The following is a 12,753-nucleotide window of genomic DNA, read 5'->3' as shown; positions in this document are numbered from 1 at the left end:
AACCTCGGCGCGCAGGCATCTCCGGTTCGGCTCGACCGTTGATACTGGTGACAAGCCCTACGAAGGAGTTTTCATGAGCCTGATCGGAACCCTGCTGGGCTTCGCCCTGACCCTGTTCATCCTGGTGCTGATCGTGCGCATGGTGCTCGACTGGACCGGTCAGCTGGCCACCGGGCCGTCGCGGACCGCGAAGGCCCGCCAGCTGACCCACGCCTGGACCGAGCCGGTGATCGCGCCCGTACGACGCAAGCTCCCGCCGCTGCGGGCCGGCGGGATCGGCATCGACCTAGCGTTCACGCTCGTCTTCGTCGCCGCGCTGATCCTGCGCTCGGTGGCCTTCAGCCTGTAGCCCGTCCCACGACCACTGCGGGACGGTCAGATCAGCCGGTACGCCGGCCGCCGAGCCGGTGTACCTGGTCAGGCTGACCTCGGTCGTCCACTGGAAGTAGTCGTGCAGCACCGACCTCACCGGATCCTGCAGGCCGACGTCCGCCAGCGCCTCGTCGAAGCGCGCGATCGCGCGACGGTCCATCTCCTCGTGCGGCCCGTTCCCGCTGTGCATCCGGACGACCAAGGTCTCGCTGCCGTACATGCCGGTGTACGCCGCCGGGCCGCCGAGCGCCTCGATCCAGTACGCGGCGAGTCGTTCGGTGTGCTCGGGATGGAACCCGTGGCTGAAGGCGTGGCTCACGATCTCGTCCGCGAGCACCCGTTCGTGCCAGGCGTGCGCCAGTCTGCGGAGCCCATCGTCGCCGCCGGCGGCCTCGTACACACTGTCCATCTCCAGAGAGTGCCACAAACACAGGGACCTCCGGCAGTACGCCGGAGGTCCCTGTGGAAAAGCTGGATCAGAAGTTGATCATGTGCCCTTCGAGGCCGTGGAAGGCCTCCTGCAGGGCCTCGCTCAGCGTCGGGTGGGCGTGCACGTTGCGGGCCAGTTCCTTGGTGGTCAGGTCCCACTTCTGCGCCAGGGTCAGCTCGGGCAGCAGCTCGGTGACCTCGGGGCCGATCAGGTGGGCGCCGAGCAGCTCGCCGTACTTGGCGTCGCTGATCACCTTGACGAAACCGGTCGGGTCGGCGAGGCCGTGCGCCTTGCCGTTGGCGGTGAACGGGAACTTCGCGACCTTCACGTCGAAGCCCTCGAGCCGCGCCTGCTCCTCGGTCCAGCCGAAGCTGGCGATCTGCGGCTGGCAGAACGTCGCCCGCGGGATCATCACGTGGTCGAGCTCCATCGTCTCGTGCCCGGCGATGGTCTCGGCCGCGATCACGCCCTGCGCCTCGGCCGCGTGGGCCAGCATCAGCTTGGCGTTCACGTCACCGATGGCGAAGACGTTCGGCACGTTGGTGCGCAGGAACCCGTCGGCCTTGATCGCGCCGCGCTCGGTCAGCTCGACACCGATCTTGTCCAGGCCGTAGCCGTCGACGCGCGGCTGGAAGCCGATCGCCTGCAGCACCTTGTCGGTCTCCAGCACCTGCTGGTTGCCGTCCTTGCCGGTGACGGTGACCTTCACCTTGTCGCCGGAGTCGTCGATCGAGTCGACCCGGGTGCCGGTGAGCACGTCGACGCCGAGCTTCTTGTACGCCTTGGCGAGCTCCTTGGAGACCTCGGCGTCCTCCAGCGGGACCATCCGGTCGAGGAACTCGACGATGGTCACCTTCACGCCGTAGTTGGTCAGCACGTAGGCGAACTCGACGCCGATCGCGCCGGCGCCGGCGATCACGATGCTGCCCGGCAGCTCCTCGGTGAGGATCTGCTCCTCGTACGTGACGACCCGCTCGCTCAGCTGGGTGCCCGGGAGCAGCTTGGTGGTCGCGCCGGTGGCGATGATGCAGTTGTCGAAGGTGACGGTCTCGGAGCTGCCGTCGTTCAGCGAGACGTCGAGGGTGTTCGCGTCGACGAACGAGCCCCAGCCGTCGAACTCCTTGATGTCGTTCTTCTTCATCAGGAAGTGCACGCCCTTGACGCGGCCGTCGGCCACCTTGCGACTGCGCTGCACCGCGGTCGGGAAGTCGAAGCTCACCTCGCCGCTGATGCCGAAGGTCTTCGCCTCCTTGGTGAAGATGTGCGCGAGCTCGGCGTTGCGCAGCAGCGCCTTGGACGGGATGCAGCCCACGTTCAGGCAGACACCGCCCCAGTACTTCTTCTCGATGATGGCGGTCTTGAGCCCGAGCTGGGCGGCGCGGATCGCCGCGACGTACCCACCCGGGCCGGCGCCGAGGACAACAACGTCAAAGTGCGAGGCCATACGATGAACTTTAGTGCCTCGCACCAGCGGATCCCGCCGTGGGCTCCGTGGTGGTGGTCACGATCGGTGAGCGGGGCTATCGCGCGGCCCGGACGGCGCCTAGGCTGTGGGCGCACGGGGGGCCGTCATCAGCTCTCGTGCGCGCGTGAGGCGATGGTTGATGGGGGCTCGATGACGAAGAAGCGTGGGCTGCGGTTCGCCGCGCTCGGAACGCTGCTGGCCGTCTTCGCCGTGCCCGCCTACTCGGCGTACGCCGACGACCCGACTCCCCCGCCACCGGCCTCCGTCACCGACGTGAACCGGTCCCTCGAGCAGCTCCGCGCCGAGGCGGCCGCCGTCCAGGCCGAGGTCGCGAAGGCGACGATCGCCTACACGAACGCGCTGAAGACCGCCCAGACAACCGAGACCGCCGCGAAACGCGCCGAGGCCTACGCCACCACCAAGCGGGCCAGCTCGGAGGTCGAGCGCCGCAAGCTCGGCGTGCTCACCGCCCAGGCGTACCAGCTCGGCATCCCGACCGTGATCGGCACCGAGTCGATGCTCTGGTCGCTGGCCCCGATCGCGGAGAACCTCCAGGAGATCGCCGACCGCCAGACCGCGATCAAGCAGCTCGGCAGCACGCAGGTCGCCCAGTACAACGCGGCCAGCGCGGCGGAGAACGCGGCCGGTACGGCGGACAACGACGCCAAGACCAAGCGCAAGGCCGCGGACGACGCCTCCGCCAAGGCCCAGCAGCTCAGCAAGGACCTGCAGCAGAAGGCCGCGAACGCCTCCATGACCATGGAAGGCCAGCTCGCCGACCTGGCCGGCGCGACGCAGCTGGCCGACCAGCTCCAGATCAGCCGGAACCAGCAGGCCAAGTCCCGCTGGCAGACCTACCTGGCCGAGCTGACCGCGGCCGGCGTGAAGCCGCCCGCGGCGAGCGCCCTGAAGGACCCGGCCAAGCTGCCCGCCGGGATGAAGCCGCTGACGGCCGCCGGCAAGGCTATCGCCGGCGCCGCTACGCTCACCGCCGCGGGTCGTACGGTCAAGGTCCTGCCCGCCGAGACGATCCGCGCGGTCAACCAGGCCTTCACCCTGCTCAGCAAGCCGTACGGCGTCTCCGGCACCGGCCCGGACAAGTACGGCTGCCTCGGCGCCGCGCGCGCCAGCTGGGCGCCGTACGCGACGCTGCCGAGCCCGATCGGCAACGTCTACCGCGACTACCAGACCGTTCCGGCCGCCGCGACGCAGCCGGGCGACGTGCTGGTGATGGGCAGCCGCTCGGTCGGACTCTCCCACATCGGCATCGCGCTCGGCGACGGCGAGATGATCGCCGCCGACGAGGCCAAGGGCTCAGTGGTCGTGACGACCGTTCCGGAGAGCCTGTTCTCCGCGCTCCGGCCGACGCTCGGCAAGCCGGCCAAGGTGCAGACCGCGCCGGCCACGACCTCGCAGGCCAACGGCTTCCGCTGCGGGAACACCCCGACGTCGTACGACGTGGGCACCGGCGCGTGGACCTGGCCGCTGGCCGACGGGGCCTACGAGATCGGTACGCCGTTCGGTCAGTCCGGGTCGATGTGGGCGAGCGGGATCCACACCGGGCAGGACTTCCCGGCCGCGATCGGTACGCCGGTCCGCGCGGTGACCGCGGGCACGGTGCGGGTCGAGCACCCGGCCTGGGCGGGCAACCTGGTCCGGATCGACCACGGGAACGGGCTGGAGACGCTGTACGCGCACCTGAGCTCGATCGACGTACCGAACGGCACGCACGTGCAGGCCGGGCAGCGGATCGGTGCCGTGGGCACCGAAGGCAACTCGACCGGCGCCCACCTGCACTTCGAGGTCCGCCTCGGCGGCGACGCGGTCAACCCGATGCCGTTCCTGGCCACCGGTGGGACCAGCGTCGGCTGGGGCGGCTACAGCAACGGCATGATCCCCGCGAGCAAGCTGTGCGACATCACCAGCAACCACTCGCTGCGCTGCGACGCCGCCACCGCCTACCTTGGCCTCGCGTCGGCGTACCAGAAGCGCTTCGGCAAGACGCTGTGCATCACCGACTCGTACCGCTCGTACAGCTCCCAGGTCGACCTGTACGGCCGTAAGCCTTCACTGGCGGCCCTGCCCGGCACGTCCAACCACGGCTGGGGCCTGGCGGTCGACCTCTGCGGCGGCATCGAGAACTTCGGCACCGTCCAGCACCAGTGGATGCTGCAGAACGCCCCCCGCTTCGGCTGGATCCACCCCGACTGGGCCAAGCAGGGCGGCAACCGCGAGGAGCCCTGGCACTGGGAGTTCGGCAACTCCACCAGCGCGTAACCAGCTGCTGACGGTCGTGTGAACCCTGTCGCTCAGGGTGAAATTCAGGGCTTGCTCAGGGGGTTGGTTGCCTGGAAAGGAACTGTTCAGGACGTACATTTGGAACGTGGCCGAGCAGACCAGTCCGGACCGCACGGACGACAACATCACGCTGGACGCCCAGGACGATCGGTGGGAGTGGCGGCGGAAGATCCGTGCGAACCCGCGCAAGCACCTGATCTACCGCATCGGCGTGGGCGTCGTCGGCGGCATCCTGATCATCGCCGCGCCGTTGACCGGGTGGTTGCCGGGACCGGGCGGGATCCCCTTGTTCATCGCGGGTCTGGCCGTGCTGGCCAGCGAGTTCGAGTGGGCCCAGCGCCTGCTCTACCGGGTGAAGGACTGGGTCAAGGAGCTCACGGCCTGGACCGGCAAGCAGCCGGCCTGGCTGAAGGCACTCGGTACGGCGGTGCTCTTCGTCTGCGTGCTGGTTGCCATCTGGCTCTACATGGCCGTCCTCGGCGTACCGGGCTGGCTCCCGGACTCGTGGGAGTCCTTCCTGCACACGCTTCCGCTGCTCAAGTAGCGCTCCGTCACGACCTGCTGCGCACGATCGGCCGCGGGTACGAGGACTGGCGCGGGAACGCCGCGTGGGTGAAGCGGGCACGGTAGTTCGAGGCGGTCAGGCCGTAGTGGGACTTGAAGCGGCGGGCGAAGTAGTTGGGGTCCGGCCAGCCGACCGACTCAGCGATCCGGCTGATCGGCTGGTCGGTGTGCAGCAGGCGGTCAGCGGCAAGCTCGACGCGGTGGCGAGAGAGGTAGGCCATCGGCGGCAGACCGGTCGCCGACTTGAAGAGGCGGACGAAGTAGCCGGGCACCAGGTGTAGTTCGTTCGCCAGGTCGGTCAGCGTCCACTGGCGGGCCGGGTCGGCCTCCAGCCGCCGCATCGCGGTGAGCACGGCGGGATGGGTCTGTGTCTCGCGGCCGACGACGCCGGTCGCCGCCACCGCGCGAGCGACGCAGCTCAGGAAGAGTGACAGCCGGCCGACGATGTCGCCGCGGTGCAGCTGCACGAGCTCGTGCCGCAGCTCCTCGAGCCCTCGCAGGTGGCCGATCGCCTCCTCCAGGGCGACTCTGTCCAGGTGCGCGGTCAGTACGCCGCGGCGCTGCGCCGAGAACGGCCCGGTCCACAGCAGGTACCCGAGCAGCGGGTCCTCGCGGGTCCAGGCCAGCTCGCGCTGCATCAGGTCGGCGGAGAAGCAGCAGTTGTAGAGCCGCAGGTCGGTGCAGTCGGTGTAGGCGTGCCAGACGCCGGGCCGCAGCAGGATCACGTCGCCGACCGCCAGCTCCTGCCGCCCGGTCAGGCTCTCGTGGTAGCCCTCGCCGCCGGTGATGACGACCACTTCGAAGAAGCTGTGGGTGTGCACCGGGTGCCCGGTGGAGTGCAGGTTCGGCCCGGCGTAGGCGAGCGTTCCGTCAACGAAGTGCAGCAGCGTCCGCGTGTTCTCGACCGGCGGTTCCTCCATGCCTCAACGTACGCGGCAAGGTGCGTTTTGTGCTAGGTCCGGTGCACTCCGTTCTATCGCTCGTCCGGCGACGGCCCCAAGATCGGACCTACCCAATGAATCGTTTCATCCCGCTAGGAGTGCCATGTCGCGATCCGCCGCACCGACACACCTTCGCTTCGACCACCACACCGCCACCGAGCCGGTCCTGGGCATCGGTTCCGCGGCTCCCCGCCTGTCCTGGCAGGTGCCGTCCGCCGACGAGGACTGGGCGCAGACGGCGTACGAGCTGGAGATCGTCCGGGGTGACGCGGCCCCGCGGACCCACGTCGTCGAGTCGGCCGTCCAGATCCTCGTCGCGTGGCCCGATAATCCGCTCGGGTCGCGCGAGCGCGCGGCCGTCCGGGTGCGGGTGCGCGGCGCCGACTGGAGCGAGTGGAGCGAGCCGGCCGTGGTCGAGGCCGGGCTGCTCGGCACCGACGACTGGTCCGCGCGTTTCGTCAGCCCGCGCGAGATCGGCGACCACGACTCCCCCGCTCCCCTGGTGGCCGGCGAGTTCGAGCTGCCGGACGACATCGTCAGCGCTCGCCTCTACGCCACGGCGCACGGCACCTACGTCCCGACGCTGAACGGCCGGCGCGTCGGCGACCTCGAACTGGCGCCGGGCTGGACGGCGTACCAGTTCCGCCTGCGCTACCAGACCTACGACGTCACCGACCTCGTCCAGGCCGGCGCGAACCGGCTCGAGTTCCTGCTCGGCAACGGCTGGTACCGCGGCCGGCTCGGCTTCAAGAACCAGCACGCCCTGTACGGCGACCGCCTGGCCGTGCTCGCGCAGCTCGAGGTGACCACCGCGAGCGGCGAGGTCGTCGTGGTCGGCTCGGACGCCGGGTGGACCGCGCGGGAGAGCACGATCACCGCCGACGACATCTACGACGGCCAGTCCACCGACCTGCGGCTCACCCCCGCGGCACCGACTCCGGTCGACGTGCTCGACGCCGACCTCGGGCTGCTGGTGGCGCCCGACGGTCCGCCGGTCCGGATCACCGACGTGCTACCGGCCAAGGAGGTGACGACCTCTCCCGCGGGCAAGCTCCTGGTGGACTTCGGGCAGAACGTCGTCGGCCGGGTCCGGCTCGAGGTCCGCGGTGGCGCGGCCGGTGACGAGATCGTGCTGCGGCACGCCGAGGTGCTGGAGAACGGCGAGCTCGGCGTCCGCCCGCTCCGTACGGCGAAGGCGACCGACACCTACGTGCTGGCCGGGCCCGACGAGATCACGCTCGAGTCGGAGCTGACCTTCCACGGCTTCCGGTACGCCGAGGTGACGGGGGTCGACAACTTTGTTGCCGAGGACATCGAAGCTGTGGTCGTCGGCTCCGACCTGACCCGGACCGGCTGGTTCGAGTCGTCCAGCGAGCTGCTCGACCAGTTCCACGAGAACGTGGTCTGGGGGATGCGCGGCAACTTCCTCGACGTCCCGACCGACTGCCCGCAGCGCGACGAGCGGCTCGGCTGGACCGGGGACATCCAGGTGTTCTCGCCGTCGGCGAGCTTTCTGTTCGACAGCGCGGGATTCCTCACCAACTGGCTGGCCGACCTGGCCGCCGAGCAGCACAAGGACGGGTCGGTGCCGTACGTCATCCCCGACGTACTGCGGGACGCCGGTCCGTCGACGGCGGCTTGGGGTGACGCGGCAACGATCGTCCCGTGGGTCGTGTACGAGCGGACCGGCGACGCGGCACTGCTCGCCCGGCAGCTGCCGAGCATGAAGGCGTGGGTCGACCGGATGGTCGATCTCGCCGGCGACAGCCTGTTGTGGACCGGCGGGTTCCAGTTCGGCGACTGGCTCGACCCGACCGCGCCGCCGGACAACGCCTTCGCGGCCAAGGCCGACCCGGACGTGATCGCCACCGCGCACCTGGCCCGGTCCGCCGACGTCGTGGCGAAGGCGGCCGCGGTGGTCGGCGACGAGGACCTGGCCCGCGAGTACGGCGAACTGGCGGCCCGCGTACGGCGAGCCTTCGCGGCCGAGTACACGACCGAGGGCGGCCGGGTCCTGAGCGACGCCACCACGACGTACGCGCTGGCGCTGCAGTGGGCTCTGCTGCCGACCGGCGAGCAGCGTCAGGGCGCGGCGGAACGGCTTGCCGACCTGGTCCGCTCGTCGGGCTTCCGGATCAGCACCGGGTTCGTCGGGACGCCGCTGATCGCCGACGCGCTGGCCGATACCGGACATCCCGACCTCGCGTACCGGCTCCTGCTGCAGACAGGATGCCCGTCCTGGCTGTACGCAGTGACCATGGGCGCGACGACGGTGTGGGAACGCTGGGACAGCATGCTGCCCGACGGAAGCATCAACCCGGGCCAGATGACGTCGTTCAACCACTACGCTCTCGGCGCCGTCGCCGACTGGATGCACCGCCGGGTGGCCGGGCTCGCGCCGGGCGACCCGGGGTACCGCACGCTCCTCGTCGACCCGTTGCCGACGGCACGACTCACCAAGGCGTCCGCGCGGCACCTCACGCCGTACGGCGAAGCGGCGGTCACGTGGACTCGCGCCGACGGGCAGCTGCGGCTCAGCGTCACCGTGCCGGTCGGGGCGAAGGCCACGGTCCGGGTGCCGGGGGCAAGCGACCCGGTCAGCGTCGGGCACGGCACGCACGAATGGACCACCGACGACCCGTACGCCGAAGTACCGGCCCTGCCTGCCGATGCCAGCATCCGGCAACTGATGGACCACGAGGCCAGCTGGGACGCGCTCGTGGCCGTCGCGCTCGGCGAGCAGGTCGTCACCGACGACGGCGTACTCGCCGAGCGGCTCACCCGCTACCTCGACCTGCCCGCCACCCAGCTCGCCGACGCCGTCGGCGCGCGGGTCTTCTCGTCCGCGTCCGAGGCGCTGCAGAGCGAGCTCGACCGGCTGCTCAACCGCTGATGAACATCCCCTGGAGGTCAAAGATGACGTTCCGCCGACGCACCTCAGGACTGGCCGTGGTCGCGGCCTGCTCACTCGCACTGACCGCCTGCAGCGCGGGCAGTCTCGGCTCCAGCGACGACACGGGCGGCTCCGGCTCGGTCTCCATCACCTACCTCGCGGGCAACCAGGAGCAGGACGTCAAAGAGGCCCAGCAGCTGATCTCGGACTTCAACGCCAAGTTCCCGGACGTCTCGGTCAAGCTGGAGAGCCGGCCGGGCGGCACCGAGGGCGACAACATCGTCAAGACCCGGCTGTCCACCGGCGACATGAGCGACGTGTTCAGCTACAACACCGGTTCGCTGTTCCAGGCGATCGCGCCGCAGAAGAACCTCGTCCCGATCACCGACCAGCCGTACGTCGGTGACGTCGACGAGAACTTCAAGAAGACCGTCACAGCCGGCGACCAGGTCTACGGCGCACCGGCCGGCGGGTTCATGGGCGGCGCGGTGCTCTACAACATCCCGATCTACACCAGGCTCGGGCTCAAGGTGCCGAAGACGTGGGCCGAGTTCATGGCCAACAACGCCAAGATCAAGGCCGCCGGGATCGCCCCGGTGATCCAGACCTACGGCGAGACCTGGACCTCCCAGCTGTTCGTCCTCGGCGACTTCCACAACGTCGCGGCCGCCGAGAGCGACTTCGTCGACAAGTACACGAAGAACCAGGCCAAGTACGCCAGCTCGGCGGCGGCCAAGAAGGGCTTCGAGCACACCCAGCAGGTGCACGACTCGGCGTACCAGAACAGCGACTTCGCCTCGGCCAAGCTGCCCGACGGGCTCCGGATGCTGGCCCAGGGCAAGGGCGCGCACTTCCCGATCCTGACCGGCGTGGTGAACGACATGGTCGACACCTACCCGGCCGCGGCCAAGGACGTCGGGCTGTTCGCGTTGCCTGGTGACGACGCGAGCACCAACGGCCTGACCGTGTGGACCCCGAACGGCGTCTACATCCCGAACACCACCACCGGCGAGAAGCTGGACGCGGCGAAGAAGTTCCTCGCGTTCGTCGCCAGCCCGGACGGGTGCGCCTCGCTGGCCAAGGCCGGCGTACCGACCGGTCCGTACGCGATCAAGGGCTGCACGCTGCCGTCCGACGTACCGCAGTCGATCAAGGACATGCAGCCGTACCTCGACAAGCAGGGTGGATCCAGCCTGGCGCTGGAGTTCCTGTCGCCGGTCAAGGGCCCGTCGCTGGAGCAGATCACGGTCGAGGTCGGCTCGGGGATCCGCAAGGCGCAGGACGGCGCCGCCCGGTACGACGAGGACGTCAAGAAGCAGGCCCAGCAGCTCGGACTGGCTGGCTGGTGAGCTGAGTGGCGACCACATCGGTCCGACCACGCTCGCAAGATGCCGTCTCCCCGGTCACTTCGGCGGCCGGGGGGAAGGTCTACTCGCCGTACTCGAACTGGTTCTACCTGCCGGCCGCCGTGATCTACGGCGTGCTGTTCGTGGTGCCGACCTTCGCCTCGCTGTACTTCAGCCTGACCCGGTGGAGCCTGTTCGAGTCGAAGTTCATCGGGCTGGAGAACTTCCAGCTGTTCTTCCAGGAACCGCAGCTGATCAAGGGCTTCACGAACACGCTGATCTTCGCCGTCGTGACGTCGGGGTCGAAGGTCGTGCTCGGGCTGCTGCTCGCCGTCCTGCTGACCTCGCGGATCATCGGGCGGGGCTACCTGCGCTCGGTGGTGTTCTTCCCGGTGCTGGTCAGCACGATCGGTGTCGGGCTCACCTTCACCGTGCTGATGAACCCCGAGCGCGGGCTGATCAACGGCGCGCTCGAGGTGATCGGCATCAACGGGCCCGGCTGGCTGACCGACCCGAAGTGGGCGCTGCTGTCGGTCGCGCTGGTCGACGTCTGGAAGGGCGTCGGGCTGGCGACGCTGATCTACATCGCGGGCATCGTGTCGATCCCACGGGAGTACATGGAAGCGGCCCGGGTCGACGGCGCCGGGTCGTTCGAGACGTTCCGGCGGATCGTGCTGCCGCTGTCCCGGCCGGCCACGGTCACCGTGATCATCCTGTCGCTGATCGGCGGGCTGCGGTCGTTCGACCTGATCTGGGCGATGACGCGCGGCGGACCGGGGTTCACCTCGGACGTGATCGCGTCGGTGATCTACAAGCAGTACCAGGCCGGGTTCTACGGGCTGTCGACAGCGGGCAACGTCGTGCTGTTCGTCGTGGTCACCGCGGTCGTGCTGCCGCTGTTCTGGTTCCTGAACCGCAAGGAGGTGGAGATGTGAGTACGGCAGAACTGGTCAACCACAAGCCGGGCCGCAACTACCTGCTCAGCGCGGTCGCGATCGCCGCGTCGTTCGTGGTGTTCGTGATCCCGTTCGTCTTCATCGTCCTGACCGCGGTGAAGGACCGGCAGCAGGCGTCGCTGCTGGACTTCTCCTGGCCGCACCAGTTCCAGTTCGTCGAGAACTTCGTCGCGGTGGTCAAGGCGCGCGACTACATGCTGGTGATCGCGTTCATCAACTCGACCGTGCTGACCGTGGTCAGCGTCACCGCGATGGTGGTGCTGGCGGCGATGGTCGGGTTCGTGCTGCAGCGGCGGCGGTCGCGGTGGAACCCGTTCATCAACTTCATCGTGCTGTCGGGCCTGATCATCCCGCCGGCCGTCGTACCGACGATCTGGGTGCTGCAGGGGTTGCAGCTGTTCCGGACGATGACCGGGCTGATCCTGATCGAGATCGCGTTCGGGCTGTCGTTCTGCATCCTGCTGTTCCGGGCGTTCGTCGCGACCATCCCGCGCGAGCTGGACGAGGCGGCGGTGATCGACGGGGCCGGCCCGCTGCGGCTGTTCTTCCGGGTGATCTTCCCGCTGCTGCGGTCGGTGATCGTGACGGTGGTCGTCGTGCAGTCGGTGAACGTGTTCAACGACTTCGTGAACCCGCTCTACTTCCTGCCCGGCGACCAGAACGCCACCGTCCAGCTGACCCTGTTCAACTTCCAGAGTCAGTTCAACACCCAGTACAACCTGCTGTTCATGAACATCCTGCTGATCACCGTGCCGCCGCTGATCATGTTCCTGTTCTTCAACCGCCAGATTGTCGCCGGCATGACGTCGGGGGCGGTGAAGGGTTAGTCGGCTTTGCGGTAGATCAAGAGCGCCTGGCCGGTCTTCTCCGGGGCGATCGCCGGGCGGGTCAGCCGGGTGACCTCGACGAAGCCGGCCGCGACCAGCAGTTCGTGGATCGCGGCCGGCTCGTAGGCGTAGACGTCGAGCTCGAGCGGGTGCCCATAGCCCTCGGTCAGGTGGTAGGTGCCGGTGCCCGCCTTGAACCCGTAGAGGAACAGGCCGCCTGGCGCGAGCACGCGGTGGATCTCGGCGAAGGCCTTCGGCAGGTCCTCGGGCGGGGTGTGCACGAGCGAGTAGAACGCCAGCGCGCCGGCGAGCTCGTTGTCCGGCAGCGGGAGGTCGAGCAGCGAGCCGACCTCGAAGCGCAGGTCGGGGTACTCGTCCTTCGCGAAGTCGACCATGGCCGGCGACAGGTCCATCCCGAAGGCGTCCATGCCGAGCTCCGCCAGGTACGCCGTGACGTGGCCTGGGCCGCAGCCCAGGTCACCCACCGGCCCGGCGTCACCGGCGGCCAGCAGGTCGCCGTACAGGGTGATGATCGCCCGGTGGTACGGGTCGTCGAACCTCGGGGCAACGAGCTTGTGGTAGTCGGCGGCGACGGTGTTGTAGGAGCTCCGGGTGCTCTCCAGGTACGAAGTCATGACCCGGGACCCTAACCATCACCGCC

Annotated in this window: 11 protein-coding genes; 7 read left to right on the top strand and 4 right to left on the bottom strand. The window is 69.0% G+C overall.

Annotation, left to right across the window (positions count from 1 at the left end; all coding sequences use genetic code 11):
• Positions 1-73: 73 nt before the first annotated feature.
• Positions 74-349, top strand: coding sequence for a YggT family protein (locus tag ACLQ2O_RS25790; RefSeq protein WP_425835754.1), 276 nt, complete (start codon positions 74-76; stop codon positions 347-349).
• Here the strand turns inward: ACLQ2O_RS25790 and ACLQ2O_RS25785 are convergent.
• Entirely contained in the window at positions 287-781 is a 495-nt protein-coding gene (locus tag ACLQ2O_RS25785) for a group II truncated hemoglobin (protein ID WP_425835752.1), read from the bottom strand. The two genes, ACLQ2O_RS25790 and ACLQ2O_RS25785, sit on opposite strands and share 63 nt — an antisense overlap.
• A 67-nt stretch (positions 782-848) precedes the next feature.
• Positions 849-2,246 (bottom strand): dihydrolipoyl dehydrogenase, encoded by a 1,398-nt coding sequence (gene lpdA, locus ACLQ2O_RS25780; RefSeq protein WP_425835750.1) that lies wholly within the window; start codon positions 2,244-2,246, stop codon positions 849-851.
• 171 nt (positions 2,247-2,417) lie between these two features.
• Between lpdA and ACLQ2O_RS25775 the strand changes: the two genes are divergently transcribed.
• Together ACLQ2O_RS25775 and ACLQ2O_RS25770 are read left to right on the top strand one after the other, a co-directional pair.
• Complete coding sequence (locus ACLQ2O_RS25775) at positions 2,418-4,544, top strand: peptidoglycan DD-metalloendopeptidase family protein (protein ID WP_425835748.1); 2,127 nt, start codon at positions 2,418-2,420, stop codon at positions 4,542-4,544.
• A 106-nt stretch (positions 4,545-4,650) separates the two neighbouring features.
• The gene (locus ACLQ2O_RS25770; RefSeq protein ID WP_425835746.1) at positions 4,651-5,109 is read left to right on the top strand and encodes a PGPGW domain-containing protein; all 459 of its coding nucleotides are present in this window, start codon (positions 4,651-4,653) and stop codon (positions 5,107-5,109) included.
• Between the two features lie 7 nt (positions 5,110-5,116).
• Here the strand turns inward: ACLQ2O_RS25770 and ACLQ2O_RS25765 are convergent, their stop codons facing one another.
• Complete coding sequence (locus ACLQ2O_RS25765; RefSeq protein WP_425835744.1) at positions 5,117-6,049, bottom strand: AraC family transcriptional regulator; 933 nt, start codon at positions 6,047-6,049, stop codon at positions 5,117-5,119.
• Between the two features lie 124 nt (positions 6,050-6,173).
• Here ACLQ2O_RS25765 and ACLQ2O_RS25760 point away from each other — a divergent pair, with 124 nt between their 5' ends.
• Genes ACLQ2O_RS25760 through ACLQ2O_RS25745 form a run of 4 tightly spaced genes read left to right on the top strand, consistent with a single transcriptional unit; the run spans position 6,174 to position 12,092 of the window.
• Positions 6,174-8,963: a family 78 glycoside hydrolase catalytic domain gene (locus ACLQ2O_RS25760; RefSeq protein ID WP_425835742.1), complete on the top strand. Its 2,790-nt coding sequence runs from the start codon at positions 6,174-6,176 to the stop codon at positions 8,961-8,963.
• 23 nt (positions 8,964-8,986) lie between these two features.
• Positions 8,987-10,312 carry an ABC transporter substrate-binding protein gene (locus tag ACLQ2O_RS25755; protein ID WP_425835740.1) on the top strand — a complete coding sequence of 442 codons (1,326 nt, stop codon included), beginning with the start codon at positions 8,987-8,989 and terminating at the stop codon, positions 10,310-10,312.
• Positions 10,313-10,317: 5 nt separating this feature from the next.
• Positions 10,318-11,244, top strand: a complete 927-nt coding sequence (locus ACLQ2O_RS25750) for a carbohydrate ABC transporter permease (protein WP_425835738.1) — start codon at positions 10,318-10,320, stop codon at positions 11,242-11,244.
• Positions 11,241-12,092 (top strand): carbohydrate ABC transporter permease, encoded by an 852-nt coding sequence (locus tag ACLQ2O_RS25745; protein WP_425835736.1) that lies wholly within the window; start codon positions 11,241-11,243, stop codon positions 12,090-12,092. The genes ACLQ2O_RS25750 and ACLQ2O_RS25745 overlap by 4 nt, the downstream gene beginning before the upstream one ends.
• On the opposite strand, the gene ACLQ2O_RS25740 is transcribed toward ACLQ2O_RS25745, so the two are convergent.
• Positions 12,089-12,727, bottom strand: coding sequence for a class I SAM-dependent methyltransferase (locus ACLQ2O_RS25740; RefSeq protein ID WP_425835734.1), 639 nt, complete (start codon positions 12,725-12,727; stop codon positions 12,089-12,091). The two genes, ACLQ2O_RS25745 and ACLQ2O_RS25740, sit on opposite strands and share 4 nt — an antisense overlap.
• Between the last annotated feature and the right edge of the window lie 26 nt (positions 12,728-12,753).

The organism is Kribbella sp. DT2 (assembly GCF_049844575.1).
Lineage (GTDB): Bacteria > Actinomycetota > Actinomycetes > Propionibacteriales > Kribbellaceae > Kribbella.
This window is presented reverse-complemented; position numbering and strand designations above follow the sequence as displayed.